20 protein-coding genes and 3 pseudogenes are annotated in these 20,416 nt (G+C 64.8%); 8 read left to right on the top strand and 15 right to left on the bottom strand.

Features of this window, described 5'->3' with window-relative positions; all coding sequences use genetic code 11:
• Positions 1 to 185: 185 nt before the first annotated feature.
• Positions 186 to 647, top strand: coding sequence for a type II toxin-antitoxin system RelB family anti-toxin (locus BLQ77_RS17275; RefSeq protein ID WP_089961467.1), 462 nt, complete (start codon positions 186 to 188; stop codon positions 645 to 647).
• A 112-nt stretch (positions 648 to 759) separates the two neighbouring features.
• Here the strand turns inward: BLQ77_RS17275 and BLQ77_RS17270 are convergent, their stop codons facing one another.
• The 3 genes from BLQ77_RS17270 to BLQ77_RS17260 form a co-directional block, all read right to left on the bottom strand.
• Positions 760 to 2,253, bottom strand: coding sequence for a pyridoxal phosphate-dependent decarboxylase family protein (locus BLQ77_RS17270; RefSeq protein WP_242661765.1), 1,494 nt, complete (start codon positions 2,251 to 2,253; stop codon positions 760 to 762).
• A 65-nt stretch (positions 2,254 to 2,318) separates the two neighbouring features.
• Positions 2,319 to 2,603, bottom strand: coding sequence for a nickel-binding protein (locus tag BLQ77_RS17265; protein WP_089961463.1), 285 nt, complete (start codon positions 2,601 to 2,603; stop codon positions 2,319 to 2,321).
• Between the two features lie 28 nt (positions 2,604 to 2,631).
• Positions 2,632 to 3,717: a PLP-dependent cysteine synthase family protein gene (locus tag BLQ77_RS17260; RefSeq protein WP_089961460.1), complete on the bottom strand. Its 1,086-nt coding sequence runs from the start codon at positions 3,715 to 3,717 to the stop codon at positions 2,632 to 2,634.
• Positions 3,718 to 3,842: 125 nt separating this feature from the next.
• On the opposite strand from BLQ77_RS17260, the gene BLQ77_RS17255 reads away from it, so the two are divergent.
• A complete protein-coding gene (locus tag BLQ77_RS17255; protein ID WP_089961456.1) occupies positions 3,843 to 5,393 on the top strand; it encodes a winged helix-turn-helix domain-containing tetratricopeptide repeat protein in 1,551 nt (516 codons plus the stop codon).
• 907 nt (positions 5,394 to 6,300) lie between these two features.
• Here BLQ77_RS17255 and BLQ77_RS17250 read toward each other — a convergent pair.
• Complete coding sequence (locus tag BLQ77_RS17250) at positions 6,301 to 7,422, bottom strand: YfjI family protein (protein WP_089961452.1); 1,122 nt, start codon at positions 7,420 to 7,422, stop codon at positions 6,301 to 6,303.
• Complete coding sequence (locus tag BLQ77_RS17245; RefSeq protein ID WP_446000279.1) at positions 7,419 to 7,916, bottom strand: toprim domain-containing protein; 498 nt, start codon at positions 7,914 to 7,916, stop codon at positions 7,419 to 7,421. Before BLQ77_RS17245 ends, BLQ77_RS17250 begins: the two co-directional genes overlap by 4 nt.
• A 56-nt stretch (positions 7,917 to 7,972) precedes the next feature.
• Here BLQ77_RS17245 and BLQ77_RS17240 point away from each other — a divergent pair, with 56 nt between their 5' ends.
• From BLQ77_RS17240 to BLQ77_RS17230, 3 genes and pseudogenes are all read left to right on the top strand, one after another.
• On the top strand, positions 7,973 to 8,167 hold the full coding sequence (locus tag BLQ77_RS17240; protein ID WP_242661764.1) for a helicase-related protein: 195 nt from the start codon (positions 7,973 to 7,975) through the stop codon (positions 8,165 to 8,167).
• A 697-nt stretch (positions 8,168 to 8,864) separates the two neighbouring features.
• Positions 8,865 to 9,806 carry a YihY/virulence factor BrkB family protein gene (locus tag BLQ77_RS17235; RefSeq protein ID WP_089961442.1) on the top strand — a complete coding sequence of 314 codons (942 nt, stop codon included), beginning with the start codon at positions 8,865 to 8,867 and terminating at the stop codon, positions 9,804 to 9,806.
• A gap of 229 nt (positions 9,807 to 10,035) precedes the next feature.
• Positions 10,036 to 10,293, top strand: a pseudogene (locus BLQ77_RS17230) (transposase); the annotation flags it as partial.
• Here BLQ77_RS17230 and BLQ77_RS28845 read toward each other — a convergent pair.
• Complete coding sequence (locus BLQ77_RS28845) at positions 10,215 to 10,631, bottom strand: amidohydrolase family protein (RefSeq protein WP_165617142.1); 417 nt, start codon at positions 10,629 to 10,631, stop codon at positions 10,215 to 10,217. The pseudogene BLQ77_RS17230 and the gene BLQ77_RS28845 overlap by 79 nt on opposite strands.
• Positions 10,632 to 11,051: 420 nt before the next feature.
• The gene (locus tag BLQ77_RS17220; RefSeq protein ID WP_089961436.1) at positions 11,052 to 12,686 is read right to left on the bottom strand and encodes an acyl-CoA dehydrogenase family protein; all 1,635 of its coding nucleotides are present in this window, start codon (positions 12,684 to 12,686) and stop codon (positions 11,052 to 11,054) included.
• A gap of 165 nt (positions 12,687 to 12,851) precedes the next feature.
• On the opposite strand from BLQ77_RS17220, the gene BLQ77_RS17215 reads away from it, so the two are divergent.
• Positions 12,852 to 13,145, top strand: a complete 294-nt coding sequence (locus BLQ77_RS17215) for a hypothetical protein (RefSeq protein WP_008884501.1) — start codon at positions 12,852 to 12,854, stop codon at positions 13,143 to 13,145.
• 39 nt (positions 13,146 to 13,184) lie between these two features.
• On the opposite strand, the gene BLQ77_RS17210 is transcribed toward BLQ77_RS17215, so the two are convergent.
• Positions 13,185 to 13,643, bottom strand: a complete 459-nt coding sequence (locus BLQ77_RS17210) for an Lrp/AsnC family transcriptional regulator (protein WP_008885637.1) — start codon at positions 13,641 to 13,643, stop codon at positions 13,185 to 13,187.
• Positions 13,644 to 13,898: 255 nt separating this feature from the next.
• Here BLQ77_RS17210 and BLQ77_RS17205 point away from each other — a divergent pair, with 255 nt between their 5' ends.
• Positions 13,899 to 14,957, top strand: a complete 1,059-nt coding sequence (locus tag BLQ77_RS17205; RefSeq protein ID WP_089961434.1) for a Glu/Leu/Phe/Val dehydrogenase dimerization domain-containing protein — start codon at positions 13,899 to 13,901, stop codon at positions 14,955 to 14,957.
• Positions 14,958 to 15,268: 311 nt separating this feature from the next.
• On the opposite strand, the gene BLQ77_RS17200 is transcribed toward BLQ77_RS17205, so the two are convergent.
• Together BLQ77_RS17200 and BLQ77_RS17195 are read right to left on the bottom strand one after the other, a co-directional pair.
• Complete coding sequence (locus tag BLQ77_RS17200) at positions 15,269 to 16,096, bottom strand: nitrogen fixation protein NifZ (RefSeq protein ID WP_089961432.1); 828 nt, start codon at positions 16,094 to 16,096, stop codon at positions 15,269 to 15,271.
• Entirely contained in the window at positions 16,096 to 17,610 is a 1,515-nt protein-coding gene (locus BLQ77_RS17195; protein ID WP_089961430.1) for a nitrogenase component 1, read from the bottom strand. The genes BLQ77_RS17200 and BLQ77_RS17195 overlap by 1 nt, the downstream gene beginning before the upstream one ends.
• Before the next feature lie 216 nt (positions 17,611 to 17,826).
• Between BLQ77_RS17195 and BLQ77_RS17190 the strand changes: the two genes are divergently transcribed.
• Positions 17,827 to 18,258 (top strand): DsrE family protein, encoded by a 432-nt coding sequence (locus BLQ77_RS17190; RefSeq protein ID WP_089961427.1) that lies wholly within the window; start codon positions 17,827 to 17,829, stop codon positions 18,256 to 18,258.
• A 322-nt stretch (positions 18,259 to 18,580) separates the two neighbouring features.
• Here BLQ77_RS17190 and BLQ77_RS29425 read toward each other — a convergent pair whose 3' ends face one another.
• The 5 genes and pseudogenes from BLQ77_RS29425 to BLQ77_RS29060 form a co-directional block, all read right to left on the bottom strand.
• Positions 18,581 to 18,745, bottom strand: a complete 165-nt coding sequence (locus BLQ77_RS29425; RefSeq protein WP_242661763.1) for a hypothetical protein — start codon at positions 18,743 to 18,745, stop codon at positions 18,581 to 18,583.
• A gap of 45 nt (positions 18,746 to 18,790) precedes the next feature.
• Positions 18,791 to 19,114: a nitrogenase component 1 gene (locus tag BLQ77_RS29420; protein ID WP_242661762.1), complete on the bottom strand. Its 324-nt coding sequence runs from the start codon at positions 19,112 to 19,114 to the stop codon at positions 18,791 to 18,793.
• Positions 19,111 to 19,302 carry a DUF3364 domain-containing protein gene (locus BLQ77_RS29415; protein WP_242661761.1) on the bottom strand — a complete coding sequence of 64 codons (192 nt, stop codon included), beginning with the start codon at positions 19,300 to 19,302 and terminating at the stop codon, positions 19,111 to 19,113. The genes BLQ77_RS29420 and BLQ77_RS29415 overlap by 4 nt, the downstream gene beginning before the upstream one ends.
• A 140-nt stretch (positions 19,303 to 19,442) precedes the next feature.
• Positions 19,443 to 19,862: pseudogene (locus BLQ77_RS29790) on the bottom strand (nitrogenase component 1); the annotation flags it as partial.
• Positions 19,857 to 20,104 (bottom strand): annotated as a pseudogene (locus tag BLQ77_RS29060) (AAA family ATPase); the annotation flags it as partial. The pseudogenes BLQ77_RS29060 and BLQ77_RS29790, both read right to left, overlap by 6 nt.
• Positions 20,105 to 20,416 lie beyond the last annotated feature (312 nt).

Here is a 20,416-nt window from a genome sequence, read left to right as displayed (position 1 = left end):
GGATGCCTTGTGGCCTCACAGATCGCGGAACTTTGAGGGGAGTCGCTCCAGTCGCGCCAATGACCGCATCGCAAATGTCCACATAAGCGCCCGTCTGGTCCGTCGTTCAAAAACAACAAAAACAACAAAAAAGTTGACCGCGCGCGAAACTTTGTTATTTTTTAGGCAAAGCTAACGGAGTTCACATGATAGAATCGTTAAAGTTCGAGACGCAGAGCTTCTTTGCGCCTGACGGTACGGAAATGGTGATCGTCCGGCGCAAAGATTGGGACGCCGTTTGCTCTCTTGCTGACACCGCTGTGGCCAAGCTCGAGGAGAAAGCAATGAATATCCCTGACGACGTCAAGCAATATCTGAAGCAGGGTCGCAACCCCGTTGCTGCGTGGCGGCTCCATATAGGCCTGACCCAGGCAGAGCTTGCAGACAAGGTCGGCTTAACACAGGCGGCAATTGCCCGAATCGAATCCGGGCCGACTGGTACCGGTCGCGACGATACATTGACTCGTATCGCCAAGGCACTTGGAGCGCCGCTCGCGCACATCAATCCACCGACTGAGACGCAGGCCGAGCGGATCCGCAAGGCCGTAGCCAACAGCGCCGACGCGAAGACTGAGCGCCTGCTCCAGCGTGCCAATTCTCGCCGCTAAGACAATTCGGCCCATTCCGGCCATTCATTCCATGCTTTGATGCAGCAGTGCGGCTTCCCCAGACCGGACTTTGATCAAAGGTGCAGCAACTCGTTTGAAGCGATGTGCTGGTTCAGTTGGGTCGTGCATCATCCAACGCACCGACCGGCGATATTTTGGCGCCGATCCACAGCACTTCTTGCACCAAGAGGTCAATATCTTCGTCCTGTGTGCGGTGGTTACATATTGCGACGCGCAGGCAGTGTCGGCCGCGGATCGTGGTATCGGTAATGACCGCGATACCGCTTTCCTGAATACGCAGCATGATTTCGGTGTTGTGGGCGCGTAACTCAGCTTCGTCCAAGCCGCCGGGCACGTGGCGGAAACAGACGACGGTGGTCGAGGTCGGTGCCATCAACTCCAATTCAGGTGCGGCATCAATCAGCGCCGTGAGGTGAAGGGCCTGCGCAATGTTGCGGTCGAGGATGTGCCCGAAGGTCTCCACCCCGTGATGCCGCAGCATCATCCAGACCTTGAGCGCGCGGAAGCCGCGCGTCGTTTCAAGGCCGTAATCGTGCAGGAACTCGGCCGCTGCCAGACCACGGGTCGCCACCTGAAGGTACTCTGCGTTCTCTGCAAAGGTCGCGCGGTGCACTTTCTGGTCGCGCAGCAAGGCGCATCCGACGTCGAAGGGCGCGTGGAGACCCTTGTGCAAGTCCAGGGCAAGCGAGTCCGCCCTTTCGATACCCGCAACCAGGTGCCGGTTCGATGCCGCGATCGAGAACATCGCTCCGATACAGCCATCCACATGCAGCCAGATACCCTGTTCGCGGCACAGGTCCGCGATCTCGGGCAGTGGGTCGATGGAGCCTGTGTTGGTCGTGCCGGCCGTGGCGATCACGCAGGCGGGGCGGACACCTTGGCTGCGGTCGGCCTGAATTGCGGCGCGCAGCGCATCAAGGTCCATGCGAAACGCGTCGTCCGTCGCAATTCGCGTCAGCGCGGTGCAACCCACTCCCAAAAGGTTCATCGCCTTCATGTGACAGGAATGTACCTGGTCCGAGGCATAGAACCGCAGCGGCGCGCCAATATCGGCGACACTTTGAGCATGCAGATCCACGCCGGCCATCGCATTTCGGGCCGCTGTCAGCCCCACGATGTTTGCCATCGATCCACCGTTGACCAGCGTGCCGCTCGCGCCCTCGGGAAAGCCCATCATCTGACGCAGCCAGTCCGTGACCTGACGGTCCACCTGATTGGCGCCGGTATCGCCCCCGCCAAGATTCGAGCCGTCGATGGCGGCAAGAAAGTCCGCCAGCGCGCCCGTCAGGCAGCCCGCCCCCATGTACCATGCCCAAAAACGGGGGTGAATGTTGCCCATGGCATGGGGGTACAGCTTGTTTTTCACATCGGCATAGACCGCTTCCAAAGGGGCGGGATCTGTCGGCGGCGGGCCATGAAACTCTGCCTTCATCGCATCCGACATGGGTTGCCAGACCGGTTTGTCGCGCAGGCCCTGCAGGCGCGAGATGGCATCGTCCACCATGAGATGCGCCAACCTGCGCATGTCGTCCCAGTCGGCCGGATCGAGGCTGTCTTCCATATCGATCCTCGTATCGTGAGCCATGGCTTGCTCTCCGTTCCGTTGGAAACCGGACCTGCCTGCCCTGGCAAGTCCAGTTTCGACGTCTTTCAGTCAGGGTCGGGCCGCACGACCACGGTTGCGCCGATCGACAGGATGTCATCGCCCGGCATGCCGACGCTGCGCGCATGTTCCCTCAAGGCGTCCTCGTCGACCGCCTCGTAGATACATGCCGTCCCGAGCCGTCCGTCGCGCTCCTTGATCACGTAGGACCGGATCCAGCGCACCTTGTCCGGCATATCTTCGTTGCCGATGCGGGCCGAGATTTCGGCGGTCTTTTCAAGCTCGCCCTGATCGGCCCAGGCACTGGGGCGGCGTATCATGTAGAGGCCCATGGGTCTTCTCCATGGGGTGGTGCACCATCTATTCGGCCGCCATCCGGTAGCCGGGCGTCGAGTCCGACAGGGCGCGTTCGTCGTCGTCCATGTCTTCTGGAATGTCGGCAAAGAGCGGGGTCGACAGATAGCGCTCTCCGGTGTCGGGCAGCATGGCGAGGATCACCGCGCCCTTTTCCGCCCGTTCCGCAACCTGCATGGCAATGGCGAAACTGGAGCCGCCGGAGATCCCGGTCAGGATACCTTCTTGCGCCGCGAGCTTCTTGGCCCAGGCAACACCGTCGGCACCGGCGACCGGAATCAGCTCGTCATAGCCGCCATTGTCCAGCACTTCTTGCAGCACCAGCGGGATGAAATCGGGTGTCCAGCCCTGGATCGGATGCGGCTCAAAGGCGGGATGACTGCTTGCGGGCGCGCCGCCTTCGCCGCGATCTTGTGCGACACCGCTGGCGATCATTGCGGCATTTGCCGGCTCGCTCAGGATGATCTTGGTTTGGGGACGTTCCTTGCAAAGAGCACGGGCCAACCCGGCGACCGTGCCACCTGTACCAAAGCCGGTTACGACGTAATCCAGCCTGTCGTCTTTGAAATCGTTGATGATTTCTCGTGCCGTGGTCGCCTCGTGGATGTCGGCGTTGGCGTCGGTCTCAAACTGGCGGGCGAGGAACCATCCGTGCTTCTCAGCCAGTTCGGCGGCCTTGCGGTACATGCCGGTGCCTTTCTCGGCGCGCGGCGTCAGCACCACCTTTGCGCCCAGCATCCGCATCAGCCGCCGCCGCTCGACCGAGAAACTGTCAGCCATCGTCACGACCAGGGGATAGCCTTTCTGGGCGCAGACCATGGCCAGCCCGATCCCGGTATTGCCGCTGGTCGCCTCGACCACGGTCTGGCCCGGTTTCAGCGTGCCGTCACGCTCTGCCGCCTCGATGATGTTCAGCGCCAGCCGGTCCTTGACCGACGCCGCCGGGTTGAAGAACTCGGCCTTGACGTAGAGCTTGACACCCTCCGGCGCGAGATTGTTGATGCGGATCACGGGGGTATCCCCGACAGTGTCGAGCACGGACCCAAACAGGCGTCCTCTCCCTTGCGTTGTGCGGATGTTCTTGGCGGTCATGGCAACCTCCCTTTGTTCGGTCATTCGATTCCAATTTCTCCATCTTGGACCTGTTTCATCCTGAAGCGCTTGATGCCGATCTGAAGATTTCATGAAGAAACGCGGAAACTGGGTTATGCTGTGCCATGGCTTGGCTTTTCGATGATCACCGGCTCGACCCGGACCTGTTCGAACTCACCCACAAGGGTGACATTGTGCATGCCGAGCCTCAGGTGCTGTCGCTCATCATTCTCTTGATCCGAAATCGCGACCGGATGGTCGGCAAGGACGAGATTGCCAGACATGTCTGGCCCGGTCGCGTCGCGTCAGACGCAAGCATCGCCAGCCGAATCCGGTCGGCGCGACAGGCGCTCGGCGATGATGGCGGCGCGCAGGCCGTCATCCGCACGATCCACGGCAAGGGGTTCCGGTTCGTGGCCGAAGTCACGGAAAGCAGCCCGGCCCAGCCCGTCCATGACGTGCCTTTGCCATGTGAGAGCGGCGCCGACATGTCCCGTCCCTCGGTTGCGGTGCTGCCCTTCCGCCCCCTCGGCGCGTCGCCGGAGGTCACGATTCTGGCGGAGGCGATCCCGCATGAGATCATACAAGGGCTGTCGCGCCTGCGCTGGTTGGCGGTGATCGCGCGCGGATCGTCGTTTCGGTTCCGTGAAGGCCGGGGCGATCTGGATCTGGTCGGAACGGCCTTGGGCGCCGGCTATGTCATGACGGGTCTGATCGAAAGCCTGGCGGGCACGGTCGCCGTGGTCATCGAGCTGGCCGATGCCAGCCGCGGAGAGGTGATCTGGGCCGACCGGCTGACCGCGCCGATGGACGGGATCGAGGATTTGCGCCAGCGGGTCGTCGCCCAGGTTGTGACCGCGCTCGACATGCACGTGCCGCAGAACGAGGTGCGCCTGGCGTCGCAAACCGGGTCAGACCGTCTGGATGCCTGGAAGACCTTTCACCTCGGGCTGACCCAACTTTACCGCTTCACGCCCGACGCCAATCAGATCGCCAAGAGGCATTTCGAGCGCGCAGTCGAGCTTGACCCACGATTTGCACGGGCCCATGCCGGGCTGTCGTTCACGCGCTTCATCGACGCATTTCTGAATCTCGGGCCCGATGGCCAAGAGGCCGCGACGGCCGCAAGGCGCCATGCCGAGCGGGGCATGGAACTGGATCCGATGGATCCGTTTACCCACTACACGATGGGACGATCCTTCTGGCTGTCCGATCAACCCGAGATCGCCAAGGGGTGGTTCGACCGGGCGATCGAACTCAATCCCAACTACGCGCAGGGCTATTACGCCAGTGCCTTCACGGCGCTCATGACCGGCGACATCAACACCGTCCACCTCGGGCTCGATGACGCCCTCCTGCTCAGCCCGCTGGATCCGCTGCTATACGGAATCCACGGCGTACGTGCGCAGGCGTTGATCCAGGTCGGCGATATGCGGGCGGCTGCCCGGCTGGGCGACCGCGCCGCCTCCACGCCCGGGGCGCATTACCTCATCTCGATGGTGGCGGCGGTGGCGAACGGGCTGGACGGTCGCCACCAACAGGCCAACCGCTGGCGGCAGGACGCTCGTCGGCGCAAACCGGATGCCTCGGCCTCCCAGTACTTTGCGGCCTTCCCAATCCGCAACCAGGAGGCGCGACGCCGGATCGCGGCGGAGTTGAAGCGACAGGGATTCTGATCGACAACACCGATGGCGGTGACATTGAAGAAGATGCTCATCCTGCGGAGTGCCGAAGAGCCATGCTTTGAGCATTGTGCCGACGGCCGCAGCTGTCCGGTTGCCCGGTACCCGTCGTTCACGGGCGCAACAGAAGCCTGAGAGCGCAAAGCGTTGAATGACCGCTCTCGCCTCAACGAGCTTGTTATCGAACGCTTGTAGCGAAGGTCGGCTTCCCGCCCGTCGTGGCGATGCCAGGCTCGTGCGTGGCTCAGGGAACTGGAGCCGGTCCTCCGGCGCTTGATTCTTGAATTGACGGTATCTGACCGAAACTTTGTGGAATCTCACAACAACCGCTCCCGCCGCACAACGTCGGCTACCTGTGTCAATTTGAACTTGGGTTAAGTCACCGAACAGAGCGAAACGCAGCTTGTACCAACATTCTCAAGCTGGAGTATGCCGAGTGAAGTCCCCTAGCTGCTTTCAGCCCACTGTTCATCCATGAAAGCTTTCAACTCCGCCTCGCTCAGTGTCGCCTCAGTTGATATCGCTCGCGCACGTAGCTGCACTGACGCAATGCGCTCCACCAGGTTGCTTGGCCGGCCGACTGGTTGGTCATCAGATTGTGTCGGCTTCTGCATTAGCTTACTCTCCTGAGACCTAAGACCCGAGGGCAACCCTATCAGAACTTTGCTGACGATCAAATTTCTGGGGTGTTTGAAAGCTGGTACTTTCGCCGGGTCCCAAAGGCCGGAGAAGTGCGCTTAACGCAAAGGCGCGAAGCGCTGCGATAGTTGATGTCTCCGCGCTTCGCGCCTTTGCTATCCCAGCCTTCGTCGTAGCAAGCGTCAGCCCACTCAAAGCGCGTGTCATCTGTCTTGAAAAGCCCTGATGGGTTTCTACGCCCACGTGTGTCGGGTAGCTCTGCCTATGCGTGATGATTTACGTGTCGATCAGCAGCATAGCCCGTGATGTTGTAGAAGTCGCCGCCGGGTGCTTGCTGCCCCTCTACGTGGTCCGAGTAGGCGATTATCATCTCGCGGGCTTTGCTCGACAGCGGCAGGGTGCGCGGTTCAAGCTCGCGGGTCTCGGGGTCCATCGGCAGGGGCGTTGCCAGAATGCGGGCGAGGCGATCCGAGAATGCGGCGAGGGCGCTTTCGTCGGGCCGAACGCGGGATTGCAGGCGGGTGCCGATGGTGCTGGGCGGCTCGCACATCAGGAAGCGTGGCAGGAAGCCTGTATCCGCCGCCTTGCTATCGGCCATGAAGTCGCGGGCAACGCCGGGCTGCACCATGAGATGCATGGCCGGCCGCCGCCCGTAGAGCGTAAATGAGCCTTCCCCGGCGCGGGTGCGTCGGATCGGGTTGCCCTGCCAGAGGTCATTGAGCGCGGCCAGCGTCTTTTGGCGGTTATCGCTGCTCATCGCGAAGCCGCCCAGGAACTGCCCCCCTTCATCCGAGAAAATGCCAAGCGTGGGCATCCCCTCGGCATATTTCCGGGTCAGCCCTTCATATGTCGGTTCCGTCACGGTGCGGTCGGGCGACGGCGGCGCGGCGGGTTCCTTACCCAGAGCGTGCAGATCGGCCTCGGCTGCGGAGCGCTTCTCGCCTTTGCCCTTGCGAGCTTCAGCAAGGATAAGGATACGGTCGCGCTCGCCCTTCCAGAGAGCATGAGCGTTTTCCCATGAGCTCATGTCGTCGCGGAGTTCCCTGGCCTGCTCTTTCTCGAAGGTGCGAAGTGCCGCCATCAGCGGCGCATCGCCGGACGATTTGCGCTCGCCAGATTTGGCGATGGTCATGGCGTAGAGCGACAAGGGGCGAGTTCCGCCCAGCGTCTCCACATCGCAGAAGCCCTGTACCGCCAGAGATGCTACGGACAGGGCCGATGCGGCTGGTATCGCGACAGGGGCGAGGGTTTGCCCCTGCACCGCCTGCACGGCGTCCCTGAGCGGCCCCAGCGCCTCCACGGGATACGGTTCGCCTTGCGGGATTTCGCGCAGCAGCGGTTGTGGCTCCTCGGCCTTGAACGGGATCAGTTCGGGCGCGTTCATGCTCGCTCCCCTTTCATGATAATGTCGTTCCAGTCTCTGCCATCCGGTGCAGGCAGCAGGGACACGGCCCAGCCATGCGCGTGCGCCCGTTCGGCCAGCGCAGTGGCAGCGGCCCGGCCTGCGTCGTCGCCGTCCGGGGCGATGGTCAGGCGTCCCGGCAGATCCGGCAGGCGCAGGCCGCGAACGCCAGAGGTCGAAAGCCCGGCCCAGACCGTCGCAGGGGCGCGCAGCAGGCCACAGGCGAGGCTGAGCGCGGTCTCGATGCCCTCGGCCACCACAAGCGGGCCTCGCGCCTCTGAGACGCAGACTGCGCCGCCCTGCGTCTTGCCTAGCGCTAGCTTCGCGGTGCCTTCAGGGACGGCGGCCTTGCCGGTGCCGTCCGGGCGCAGGTAGGTGCGATGCACTGCAAAGCGGTCGCAGCCGTTAACGCGGGCGATCATCGCCGGGTAGCGGCGGGCGGTCGGGCCGTGCCAGCACTCGGGGTGAAAGCGCAGGGTATCGGGCAGGGCACCGGGAGATGCAGTTCCGATTTGCGGAGATAGTTCGCCATATGTTTGGTCTCGAACGTATCGACGTCATCAACGGTGACACGCCGATTCCGAGGAGGCAGGAGATCGTCAATCGCTTCCAGAAGCATCTCAAGTCCGATGCCGGCTTTGACATGCTCATTCTTGGCCCGAAGGCAGCCGGCACCGGCCTAACGCTGACGGCAGCCACGCACGTCATTCACCTCCCACGCTGGTAGGATCTCGCAGTTGAAGAACAGTGCAATGACCGGGCTCACCGCATAGGACACCCTTGCTGATATTCCGCGGGAATGCCCCACCCTTCATCCGCTCACCTCGCAACATGAGAAACTTCGAAAGAGGAAGATTACCAAAGGGTCCCGAATAACTGCTTCTGATAAGTTCGTAGACGTCACTTGCCATCGAATTTCTCCATGCTTCGCTGACAGGAGATCGGTCTTTTTTCAATCATCAAAAACTGTCGTCATACTGATCGACGGAGTGCAACGCGCGGCTCAGCCCCTCGCGACCAACCTGTGATTGCGAGACGATGACCATCGGCCAAGCTCCTTCCCGATTGAAGGATGCCTGGAGATCCCAAATCATCTCGGGGTCAAACCAACCTCTCGTGACATTGCTGCGCAATGCACTGACGGTCAACGGATCGTCAGAGAGCCAAGGCGCTTGAGCGCTTCATTGTCGGCTGGCCAGTTCCTGGTCTTGTAGGCCGGGGGGTGTAGGTTGGCTCATGGAACCCAGCTACCACACTGGGTTCACAAGATGAATCGCTCACGCGATTTGTGCAACAGAGCCGTCCAGATCCGTACCATGGCCACAGGCGCTCTTGGCCCCCCTGCGCTTTAGGACAGGATGGTTGGTGGTCCGGCCTACATGAGCGACCTAGTTAAGACATCAGCTCAAAGTGACGGAGGGCGAATGGCTGAACGTAAGCCGACCGAAGCAGGTCGTGATGCCGTCATCACTCATGGCATCGTCACCGACAACCCGGAAGCACTGCTACGTGGCACCGGTTGGCGCGCTGTATGGGCGGTCTGCCGCGAGGGCGGGCTGCGGCTGTGGAGCGATGATGCCTTCGGGCTGGCCGGGAACGTGGCCTTCCGCGTGATCATGGCCATCTTTCCCTTCCTGATCTTCACGTCCTCGCTGACAGCCTTCATCGGGACTGACGGCATGGCGGAAGATCTGATCTCGTTCCTCATCGCCATCGTGCCGGAGGCGCTGATCGAGCCGATCGTTTCGGAAGTCCGCCAGGTGATGACCGTCCAGCGCGGTGGCGTCCTGTCACTGGGTGTTCTCCTGACCATCTGGTTCGCGCTTGGCGGTGTCGATGGCATCCGCGTGGGCCTCAATCGCGCCTACGGAATTCGCGAGACCCGCCCGTGGTACGTCCTCTACCCCTTGATGGCCCTGATGGTCGTGATCGCCAGCCTGGTCCTGGTGCTGGTAGGCTATCTGCTTGTCCTCGCCCCGCGGGCCGGCTCGTGGCTGCACATCCTGTTCCCCGACTTCGATCCGGCCTCCGTGACGGTCAGCCTCGTGCGCTATCCGGCGGCCGCGCTCATCCTCATCGCATCCCTGTTTCTGGCCCATGTCCTCCTGCCGGCGCGCCGCACGCGCTTTTCCTCGACCTATCCCGGGGTCCTCTTCACGGTCGTCTCGTGGATCGCGCTGACCGCCGCCTTCTCGTTCTACCTCGGACACTTTGCCGCCTACGCCAGCTACTACGGAGGCCTCGCTGGCATCATTGCGGCGCTTTATTTTATGTACCTGGCTGCCCTGGTTCTCATCTTTGGCGGAGAGCTCAACCGCGCGATACGTATCCGCCGCTTGTCGCGGGCGATGCGCGGACCAGACTAGGAGCCGATCAGTCTTGACGCGTTGGCAGGAGCGGCCCGATCCTGCGGCCCGTGACCACTGCAGATCGACACCAAGCTTCGACATCGAGGCCCAGAGAGCCGACATCCGCCGCGTCATGGATGAACTGCAGCGATGCGCAGGCAGCGGACATCTGGCATGGTGACCAGGGTCAGGATGCGTTGATGTCTATGACGCCGCGTGATTCACAGCTCCGAAACGGAGCGGTGACATGAGCGATCTCTTCTGGCTGATCGACACGCAGCTGGCACATTTGGCCCCCTTCTTTCCCAAGTCACATGGGAAGCCCCGGGTTGACGACAAGCGGATGCTGAGCGGGATTATCTTGATCAACCGCAATGGCGTGCGCTGGCGCGACGCTCCTGCTGCTTATGGCCCTCACAAAACGCTTTACAGCGGATGGAAGCGTTGGAGCGAAAAGGACATCTTCGCGCGGATGATTGCCGGACTGGTGACCGAAGGGGCCGAGAGCTTCCCCCAGGCGATGCCGCCCTCGAACAGCGACAGCATGGCCCCCTCGTCCGCGCGGCCCCGGTCCTCCAGCGAAAGCAGGACGACGTGATCGGGCACCATGGGCACCGCGAGCCCCGCGATGGTCTCCTGCAGCTGCGCGATCACCGAAGGCGCCGCGAAGAGATAAACATACCAGCTCCGGACGGCGCAGGTCGCGGCGGTGGTGTCGATCCGCGCGGTGGCGGCGGCGATGTCATTGGCCGAGGTTCTGTGCAGGTTGATCCTGACCCCGCGCACCCCCAGCCCGTGCAGCCGGTCGAGCTCCGCCGCGCCCTCGGACCCATCGAGTTGCACGGCGCCGCGCCGAGCTCTGCCATGGCCTCGAGCATCAGGCCGTTGTCGGCGCCGAACACGCTCACCCGGACAACGACGACCCGGGAAATGCCGCAATCGCGCATCATCTGGCGGGCGGCATCGGCGCGGATGATTCCGGGCATGCAGGACCGGGCAGAGGCCATGTCTGAGCCGGGATAGACCACCTGGATATGGCTGCCCGCCGCCCTGTCGGCGGGTCGTTCAAGGTCGCGCCGAAACCTCTCAAGTGTTTGGGAGATTCGCGTCTATCGGCGCGCGGGATACCAACCCAAACGGCGAATTTCCCCGAAGAGTGACCTCGGACAGGGTCTTTCCGACGTTTCCACAGGGTGCGTGGCAGCCACTCGGAACCGGGGTGTCAGGCGCGCAACGGGCACGGATCGCAGGTCATCCGACCCGTCATCCCCCCGGCCCGAGCCGGTCGATCATCGCGCCGGCATCCATCGCCGGGATTGCGCCGGGCGTGCGGCCGCGGGGGCTCAGGAGGCGGGTGTCGATGAAGGCCTCGGCGATCTCCGCGGGCACCGTGCGCAGAAGCGCGGCCGCGGCCAGCAGAAGCGCCGTGCGCTCGACGAAGGCGCGCGCCTCGGCCTCTTCGGGCAGGCCCGGCCAGCGGGTCTGATGTTCGCTCAGCGCCGAGGCGAAACGCCCGCTCGCGGCAGAGGCGGCGCTGAATTCGGCCATCAGCACCTCGCGCGCCGCGGGATCGCGGGTCAGCGTCCGCAGCACATCGAGGCAGATGACATTGCCCGAGCCCTCCCAGATGCCGTTAAGCGGCGCCTCGCGGTAGAGCATCGGCAGCGGCCCGTCCTCGACGTACCCCGCGCCGCCGAGGATCTCCATCGCCTCGCAGACGACCACGGGGCAGAGCTTGTTTGAGAGGTACTTCGCCAGCGCCACGCCAATGCGGGCGAAGGCGCGGTCGGCCTCGCCCGTGCCGTCGAAGGCCCCCGCCACCCGCAGCCCGAGCGCGAGACTGCCCTCGAGATCCAGCGCGAGGTCGGCCAGCACCGTGCGCATCAGCGGCTGGTCGATCAGCCTTCGCTGAAAGGCCGAGCGGTGGCTCACCCAGTGACGCGCCTCGGCCAGCGCCGCGCGCATCAGCCCCGCCGGCGCCATCGCCGTGTCGAGCCGGGTGTGGTGGATCATCTCGATGATCGTGCGCACGCCCTCGCCCGGTGCCCCGAGCGGCCATGCCAGCGCGCGCTCGTACTCGATCTCGGACGAGCCGTTGGAGCGGTTGCCGAGCTTGTCCTTCAGCCGCGCGATGCGGATGCCGTTGCGGCCACCCTCGAGCCAGCGCGGCACGAGAAAGCAGCTCAACCCCTCCGGCCCCTGCGCCAGCGTGAGGAAGCCGTCCGACATCGGCGCAGAACAGAACCACTTGTGACCGGTGAGCCGCCAGACGTCGCCGTCGGGTTCGGCGATGGTGGCGTTGCTGCGCACGTCCGACCCGCCCTGCTTCTCGGTCAGCGCCATGCCGAGCGTCGCGCCGGCTTTCTGCGACAGCTCGCGCACCGAGGGGTCGTAGTGCCGCGACATCAATGCCTTGCGCCAGCGCTGCGCGACCGCGCCATGCTGGTCCGAAAGCGCCGCGATCCCGGCGTAGGTCATGGTCAGCGGGCAGCAATGGCCGGGCTCCACCTGGCTTGCCAGATAGACCATCGCCGCGTGGGCGAGGTGCCCACCGCCCTGCCCTTCCCACGGCAGCGCGTGGTAGCCGGCCGAGACCGAGAGCTCCATGAAAAGGTGATAGGCCGGGTGGAAGCGCAGCTCGTCGAGCCTCCGCCCGCCCCGGTCGTAGCCCTGCAGCTCGGGCGGGTTGCGGTTGGCGTCGCGGGCAGCCCACCGCATTTCCTCGCGCCCGAGCGCCAGCCCGTAGGCGGCCAGCTCGGCGCTGCGCGCAGCATCCAGCCCGGCAAGAGCGTCCTGCAACGACCGGTCGCCGCCCACGAGGTCCAGATCACCGCGGCCGGGCGGCTGGTTCTCGACCCGGTGGGTGCCCAGCTCGGCTTCTCCCTCGATCGCTGCCATGGCGCGTCCTCCCTCGTGCCGGGAGAAATGTAGCAGCGCGGGCCGCCACCGGGCAAACGCGCCGGGGTCCACGCCGCACGCGATCACACGGGGACGTTTCTTTGCGCGACGGGCACACGATGCTATAGTGGTGCCGCTACGGACTGTTCTCTGGGGGAGGAGATCATGCAGACCGAACTGGAAACGCGGCGTCGCGTCCTGCACGTGACCTACGAGCGTTACCTCGCCGCCGATGCCGCATGGCAAGCCGCGCTGAGCGAGATGAGGCGCTGGTTCCCGGCCAGCTCACGGCCCTATCGCGTGGCCATAGGAGACCCGGGCTCACCGATCCGCGCGCTGTACGAGTCGCGCTCCCGTGCCCTTGCCCAGCTCGAGACCGCGCGGGTGAAGTTCGAGACCGCGAAGCGCCGGCTGGCGGCGCGGAGGGAAAGGACCACGGTGCACATCCTGCTGCACTGAGGTCCAGTAACCTTCTGAAAACATATGGCCGCGGCGCGCTCAGTCCCGCGAGGGCAGACGGTTGCGCCCGACGAACTGGCGCAGCGCGAAGCGCGAGCGCACCGAGCGGATGCCCGGAATCCGGGTCAGCCGATGCTGCAGGAAGCGCTCGAAGGCGTGCAGGTCCTCGACCACCACACGCAGCAGGAAATCCTGGCTGCCGGTCATCAGGAAGCCCTGCACCACCTCCTCGAAATCCATCACCCGCCGTTCGAAGAGCTCGAGGCTGTCGGCCTCCTGCCGCTCGAGTTCGATCGAGACGAAGGCGGTGATCGGATAACCCGCCCTCTCGTGGTCGATCTCGGCGCCATAGCGGGCGATGAGCCCCGACTCCTCCATGCTGGCGATGCGCTTGCGGCAGGGCGTGGCCGAAAGCCCCACCTGCTCGGCCAGCTCCACCACGGGAATCCGGCCGCGGCTTTGCAGGACGTCGAGAATCTTGCGGTCGATGCGATCCATGGCGGAATCCTCTCCTCCGAGGGCCATTTGGCAGAGATTATCGCTCCGGATGGCGTTTGCGCAAAGCGTATTCGATCACAAACGCTCCGGCACCCGCAGTAGACTTGGCGCAACCACGTCGCGGGAGGAGCGGCGTGGGTGGCGGGCCGCTGCCCTGTGGGGAGCAAGGGGCGCGGCTTCGCCGTACCGTCGCTGCCGGCCAGAGGGCCGTGCGGTGGCGGCGCAGGCAGGCAATGCGAGCACGAGGAGGATGCCGTGCACATCGAGAAGATCACGACTGGAACCCATGAAGAGGTGCTGTTCTGCACCGACGAGCGCAGCGGGCTGCGCGCCATCATCGCGGTGCATGACACCACGCTCGGCCCGGCGCTGGGGGGCTGCCGTTACTGGCGCTACGACGGGGTCGAGGATGCGCTGGCGGATGCCATGCGGCTCTCGGCGGGCATGACCGCCAAGGCGGCGCTGGCCGGTGTGCCCTTCGGCGGCGGCAAGGCGGTGATCATGGCCGATCCGCAGCACGAGAAAACGCCCGCCATGATGCGCGCCTTCGGGCGCTTCATCGAGACCCTGAACGGGCGCTACATCACCGGCGAGGACGTGGGCGTGTCGCCCGCGGACATGGCGCATGTGGCCGAGGAGACCACCCACGTGGCGGGCCTCACCACCGGGCGCTTCGCCAGCGGCGATCCCTCGCCGATCACCGCCGAGGGCGTCTTCCGCTGCATGAAGCTTGCCGCGGCGCAGGTGTTCGGAAGCGACAGCCTGCGCGGCCGGATCGTGGCGCTGCAAGGGCTCGGGCATGTGGGGCTGTCGCTCGCAGGCAAGATGCGCGCGGATGGCGCGCAGGTCGTGGCGGCGGACATGAACCCCAAGGCGGTCGATGCGGCCCGCGATCTCGGCGTGCAGATCGTCGCGCCGGACCGCATCCTGACGCAGGAGGCCGACATCCTCGCGCCCTGCGCGCTGGGGGGCGTGATCGACCACGACAGCATTGCCGGGCTCAGGGTCCGCATGATCTGCGGCGCGGCGAACAACCAGCTCGCGACGCCCGATTGCGCGCAGGAGCTGCACCGCCGCGGCATCCTCTACTGCCCGGATTACGTGGTGAACGCCGGCGGGCTGATCAACATCGCCCGCGAGGCGCTGCAGATCGGCGATGCGGACTGGGCCTCGGACAAGCTCGAGGCGGCAGTGGCCAATTTCGGCGAGTTGATCGCCTGGGCTGCCAAGGACCGCCGCCCGCCGCTCGAGGAAGCCGACGCCATGGTGCAGAAGATCCTGCAGGACGGCTGGCGCCAGAGCCACGCGATGTGATCGGGGGATGGTCGCCGGGGGGCCTGTGGGGACGCCCTCGACGACACTTCAGCAAAAGCCGGCGCGGAGGTGCGTGGCATCCCCGGGTCGTCACAGGGGTGTCTTTGAAATCCCTTTGAACGTCAGACCTTAGGGGGCAGTCCAAGCCGCCCGCCCCACGTTCAATGCGCCTCTCCAAGGCGCCAGTCTGCCGCCTCCAAGGACGCACCCCCAACGAAACCTCATGGACCGGGCCGCCTGCCACCACCGGGCGGCCCGGTCGGGACGCGCTCGCGGAGAGGTGCCGCGACGTCCCATCGCTTGTCCGAGACTTAGCCCTCGGGAACCGTGAGCATCTCGCTCAGCGCCGCGACCGCCAGGTCGAGCCACGTGATGCCGAGCTCGTCCAGAAACCGCGCCTCCATCCGGGTGAGCGGCCCCGGCATGACCGCGACATGGCCCTCGGCCGAGCGCTTGCCGATCTGGCGCGCGAAGGTGCGCAGCATCTGGTCATCGCAGCGGCAGCCGAGGAACAGCAGCGGACGCCCGGTGCAGCGGCGCTGCACCTCCTCGGGGATCGGGCGCTGGATGTCGATCTCGGTCAGACCCTCGACGTAATCGCTGTCGGAGATCAGGAAGGACGCCCCCGGCCGCGCCAACCCGTGCGGCTTGTGGAGCAGCGTCTTCCAGTCGGCGCTGGCCTCACCGACCTCGGTGCCGGCGCAGTCGTAGGCGCGGGTAAAGATGTCGATCCACTCGCCGTTGCGGCTCCCGCCCTGCACGAGCCCCCAGTCCTTGACCCGCTCGAAGGCGCGCAGCAGCCCGTCGTCGTACCACGTGTCCGCCACCATCGGCGGGCGCACACGGGCGAGCCAGTCGTGCACCGGGTTGGCGAAGGCCGCGGCGAGCGCGAACTCGCGCTCGCGCATGCCGACGATGCTGGCGCGGTCGACGAAATCCACGGCGTAGATGTAGAACTGCTGCAGGAACACGCCGATGTCGCGGACGTAGCCGACGCCGCCCTTTCGGACCACGGTCTCGCAGATCTCCTTGCCGGCCATGGTGCCGTCGTTCTTGATGTTCTTGTTCGAGATCACCTTGTCGCCGGGCATGTAGGCCGGGTCGCGGTAGACCTCGATCTCTCGGTCGTCGGTGGACATCAGGCGCCCTCCTTCAGCTGGGCGAGCCGCGCGGCGGCGGTCTCGCGGATGATGTCTTCGGGAACGTCGAGCAGCGCCGCCACGTCCTCAGTCCCGCCCTGCTCGGCCACGGTGTGGCGCACCCGCATGTCGTCGTCGGCAACGAAGAGCTCCGGGCGCCGCAGCGCCACCTCGCGCCGGACCAGCGGATCGGGATCGGCGCGGAAACGGTCGAGCCAGTCGGGCCCGATGCGCCGCGCCACGATGCGCCGGATCTCGGGGTCGGCATCGCCGAGCATCACCGCCAGCATCCCCGGCTCTGCCCGCCGCGCCACGATCGAGCGGACGTAGCTGTCCTCGTCGCGGGTCATCGGCAGCAGCTGGTCCCGCGGCAGCCGGTGGGCCACGGCGATGCGCACCCGGCGATCAGGGTCGCGGATCTTGCGCTCGGCGTGCCTCGGCGGCAGGCGCAGCACCGCCATCCCCAGCTCCTGCAGCGCCGCCACCACCGACCAGCTCTGGTGGCCGCCGCTGTAGAGCAGCACCTTGCGGCCCTCGACGCGGCGGCGGAACGGCTCGAGATCGGCCCGGATCGCGGCTTCCTCCCCGGCGATCAGCGACTCGCAGCGGTCGAGAAGCGCGGGATCCGTGCCCTGCGACACCATCAGGCGCCACATCTGGCGCAGGCTGTCGGAGGTGTCAGAGATGCCGTAGAACGAGCCCTCGAAATAGGGGAGGCCGTAGCGCTCCTCGAGCTTGCGGGCGACGTTGATGAGCGCCTTTGAGCAGAGCATCATGGTCACCTTGGCACGGTGCATCATGGCGACCTGCCTGTAGCGGGCGTCGGCGGCGAGCGAGCCGAGGATGCGGATGCCCAGCCTGTCGAGCAGCGGCTTCAGCTGCCAGAGCTCACCGCTGAGGTTGTAGTCGCCGACGATGTTAATGTCGTAGGGGGTCAGCTCCGCGGGCTCGACGGTGCCGATGACGTGGTCGAGCATCGCCTCGCCCGCGAGCTTGTTGCCGAGGTTCTTCGAGCCCACGTAGCCCGGCGCGTTCACCGGGATGCAGGGTGTGCCGAACCTGGCGGTGGCGGCCTTGCAGACCGCGTCGATGTCGACGCCGATGAGCGCGGGCACGCAGGTGGAATAGACGAAGACCGCCGGCGGATCCTCGGCCTCGATCACCTCGCGGATGGCGCGGAAGAGATTCTTCTCGCCGTAGCTCATGACGATGTCGATCTCGGTCATGTCGGTGGTGAAGCCGGTGCGATAGCGCTGGAAGCCCGACGAGGCCGCGCCCTGGTTGTCCCAGCCATTGCCCTCGCAGGCCAGCGGCGCGTGCACGAGGTGGGCGACGTCGACGATCGGCTGCAGCGCGATCTTGGCGCCGTCGAAGGCGCAACCCCCGGCGGCGGCGCCCGGCGTCAGCGGCCTGGCGCAGCCCTTCTTGCGCTGCTGTTCGCTCTTCGAGACGTTGGTCCCGCAGGCAGGCTCATCGAAGACATCGGCGATCTTGTTCTTCAGTGCGTCGGCCATGGCGGGATCCCTGTGTTTCAAGGGGATCAAGCAATCATCGTGCCAACTCCGGAAGCCGCCTGTTTTCAGCCACTTGGCACGGGTGCCCAAAGGCCGCCGGCTTGTCGCGGTCCCGACAATGAGGTATCCTGGCCCTAGCGCGGGGCGTGCAGAAGCCCGTATCTAATTCTCGCATTCGCATATATGTTTTCTCCTGTCTAAGGGAGGAGACACCAGATGATCAGGAGATACGCGCTTGCCGCTATGCTGGCGGTTGCGCCGCTAATGGCCATGGCAGACGGCAAGACCCATCACGTGGCGATCCACGTCGACCAGAACGACCCGCACACGCTCAACATGGCGTTGAACAACGCCCAGAACCTGGCCGCCTACTACGAGGAACAGGGCGACGAGGTGGTGATCGAGATGGTGGCCTATGGACCCGGTCTGCACATGCTGGTCGACGGCAAGAGCCCGGTGAAGGACCGGATCGAGACCATGTCGCTCGAGCTCCCGATCACCTTCTCGGCCTGCGCCAACACCATCGCGGGGATAGAGAAGAGGACCGGCGAGACGGTGACGCTGCTGGACGAGGCCGAGGTGGTGCCCTCGGGCGTCGTGCGTCTGATCGAGCTGCAGGAAGAGGGCTACGCCTACATCCGGCCCTGAGGCGCGCCCGCCGCGGCCCGCCATCATGGCGCCGGACCGGCCGAAGTGGTGCGCGGCCAACGCGCCAAACGCCGAACCGGCTGCCGTGTCCCGCGCCGAACGACCCAAGTGCCGAACCGACCACGGACTTCGCTGGCCCATGGTCCAGATGCAAAGCCGGTCGCGACCCCACGCGACCCGCCATCCAACGGTCGCACCCGGCTGCGGTGTCCCGCGGCCATGGACACGAACTCACCGGCTACGGCCCTTGCTGGCCCAACGCCCAAATTAAAAAACCGGCCGCGGTGTCCCCGCGGCCGGTGTCGTCTCTGCCCTGCCCGGCTCAGCGGGTCAGGTCGTAGCTGTAGTCGGTCTCGCCCGGGATGATGGTGTCGTCGTCGAGCTTGTCGAACACCGTATCCAGACGCTTCACCAGCACGTTCAGAGCGCCCTGGTAGCCCATGGTCGGGAAACGGTGGTGGTGGTGGCGGTCGAAGATCGGGAACATCAGACGGATCAGCGGCGTGCCGGTGTCACGCTCGAGATGCTTGCCCTAGCTGTTGCCGATCAGCATGTCGCAGGGCTCGGTGTTGAGCAGCGCCCGCATGCAGGTGGTGCTGACCGCGATCATCTTCGGATTGTAGAGCGCCTTGGTGTTGGCGAGGCCGTCCACCATGTTGTTGAGCCCGCCGACCACCGCCGCGTCCTCGGTCATCGACGACGACACGCAGGAGCTCGGCTCCTTGAAGTGCCGCGAGAGGTGCGAGCGATAATAGGCGACGCAGCCCTGCGAGCCGTGCACGAAGGGCATGGTGGCCTCGTAGCCCTGGCTTGCGAACACCGCACCGAGCGGCTGGCAGGCCTTGGCGGGGTTCACCGTGAGCGCCTCGCGGGCGAGGTTCTTCTCGCGGTATTCTCAAGACTTTGTCCAGTCGCCGATCTCCTGCACATCTCGTCGGGATGGCAGTATTCGGACTTCACTTTCTTGTTGGCCAGCATGTCCTTGTATTCGGGTTGCTGGAAGAGCGGTGCGTGATCGAGCACCTTGTCTGCCGACTGAGACATGGCTGCAATCCTTCTCTTGGCCGTCCGCATTCCGAGACGCGCCGGTGATGTGAGGAAGACATTGGCCCGCCGGAGGACACGGGAGCAGGCGCCCCCGGCGGCAGGGGGCACTCGGCGGCGATGGCCGGCCCGGTCTCGGGCTTGTCCCATGGCGCGTCGTACATCCCCCGGACGGGGTTGTTGATCGCAAGGTCCATGTCGCGGGCGAAGATGGCGAAGCCGTCATAACCGTGATACGGGCCCGAGTAGTCCCAGCTGTGCATCTGGCGGAACGGAATGCCCATCTTCTGCACCGGGTACTTTTCCTTGATGCCGGACCCGACGAGGTCGGGGCGGATCTTCTCGATGAACTTCTCCAGCTCGTAGCCGGCGACGTCGTCGTAGATCAGCGTGCCATCCTTCACGTAGTGGCCGGTCCGCTTGTAGTCGTCATTGTGACCAAACTCGTAACCGGTGCCGGCGATGACCATGCCGAAGTCATCGTAGGCGGTCACCACGTGACGAGGGCGCAGGCCGCCGACGTAGAGCATCACCGACTTGCCCTCGAGCCGGGGGCGGTAGCCGACCTTCAGCACGTCCTCGAGTTCGAGATCCTCTACCGAACCCATCTCGGCGGCCATGTGGACGACGGTGTCCTGGGCCTTGGAGTTCAGGATCAGACGGGTGGAGTCGGCCTTGGGGCGTAGCCGACGATCAGGATCTTCTGGCCAAGCTCGACGAGAGCGGCGAGCGTGTTCTGCGAGGTGGTCGACTTTCCGATCCCCCCCTTGCCGCAAAAGGCGATCTGACGAAGTTCGCTCATAGCGTGTTCCTTTGGTCTGTTGGGTCGTTTCAATCACACGAGGGTGAGACGGCTCATGACCGCGCTCAGGAATACCTGAGCAGGAAGCGTGCCAAGCATGGGAAACCCCTAAAATCACAACTTTTTCGATGTTTTGACGGCAGTTTTCGGATTGGCGCAAAGGCGACAAAACCCGACAATCGCCATTGCGCACTGTCCGACAGTCGAACTCGCGCCCTGCCCGGCCCTGTCGCACGCGCCCCTTGGACCATCGCATTCGAGGTGGCATATAATTTGAATTGCAAATCAAATTATATCACCCTATCTCGCGAT

Origin of the sequence: Salipiger thiooxidans (genome assembly GCF_900102075.1) — a bacterium.
GTDB classification, from domain to species: Bacteria; Pseudomonadota; Alphaproteobacteria; order Rhodobacterales; family Rhodobacteraceae; genus Salipiger; species Salipiger thiooxidans.
This window is presented reverse-complemented; position numbering and strand designations above follow the sequence as displayed.

What these genes read in the sequence shown, in the direction of transcription:
- BLQ77_RS17275 (WP_089961467.1), top strand. Translation starts at nt 186, where the DNA reads ATGATAGAATCGTTAAAGTTCGAGACGCAGAGCTTCTTTGCGCCTGAC.
- BLQ77_RS17270 (WP_242661765.1), bottom strand. Translation starts at nt 2,253, where the DNA reads ATGGCTCACGATACGAGGATCGATATGGAAGACAGCCTCGATCCGGCC.
- BLQ77_RS17265 (WP_089961463.1), bottom strand. Translation starts at nt 2,603, where the DNA reads ATGGGCCTCTACATGATACGCCGCCCCAGTGCCTGGGCCGATCAGGGC.
- BLQ77_RS17260 (WP_089961460.1), bottom strand. Translation starts at nt 3,717, where the DNA reads ATGACCGCCAAGAACATCCGCACAACGCAAGGGAGAGGACGCCTGTTT.
- BLQ77_RS17255 (WP_089961456.1), top strand. Translation starts at nt 3,843, where the DNA reads ATGGCTTGGCTTTTCGATGATCACCGGCTCGACCCGGACCTGTTCGAA.
- BLQ77_RS17250 (WP_089961452.1), bottom strand. Translation starts at nt 7,422, where the DNA reads ATGAACGCGCCCGAACTGATCCCGTTCAAGGCCGAGGAGCCACAACCG.
- BLQ77_RS17240 (WP_242661764.1), top strand. Translation starts at nt 7,973, where the DNA reads ATGTTTGGTCTCGAACGTATCGACGTCATCAACGGTGACACGCCGATT.
- BLQ77_RS17235 (WP_089961442.1), top strand. Translation starts at nt 8,865, where the DNA reads ATGGCTGAACGTAAGCCGACCGAAGCAGGTCGTGATGCCGTCATCACT.
- BLQ77_RS17220 (WP_089961436.1), bottom strand. Translation starts at nt 12,686, where the DNA reads ATGGCAGCGATCGAGGGAGAAGCCGAGCTGGGCACCCACCGGGTCGAG.
- BLQ77_RS17215 (WP_008884501.1), top strand. Translation starts at nt 12,852, where the DNA reads ATGCAGACCGAACTGGAAACGCGGCGTCGCGTCCTGCACGTGACCTAC.
- BLQ77_RS17210 (WP_008885637.1), bottom strand. Translation starts at nt 13,643, where the DNA reads ATGGATCGCATCGACCGCAAGATTCTCGACGTCCTGCAAAGCCGCGGC.
- BLQ77_RS17200 (WP_089961432.1), bottom strand. Translation starts at nt 16,096, where the DNA reads ATGTCCACCGACGACCGAGAGATCGAGGTCTACCGCGACCCGGCCTAC.
- BLQ77_RS17195 (WP_089961430.1), bottom strand. Translation starts at nt 17,610, where the DNA reads ATGGCCGACGCACTGAAGAACAAGATCGCCGATGTCTTCGATGAGCCT.
- BLQ77_RS17190 (WP_089961427.1), top strand. Translation starts at nt 17,827, where the DNA reads ATGATCAGGAGATACGCGCTTGCCGCTATGCTGGCGGTTGCGCCGCTA.
- BLQ77_RS29425 (WP_242661763.1), bottom strand. Translation starts at nt 18,745, where the DNA reads ATGTTCCCGATCTTCGACCGCCACCACCACCACCGTTTCCCGACCATG.
- BLQ77_RS29415 (WP_242661761.1), bottom strand. Translation starts at nt 19,302, where the DNA reads ATGTCTCAGTCGGCAGACAAGGTGCTCGATCACGCACCGCTCTTCCAG.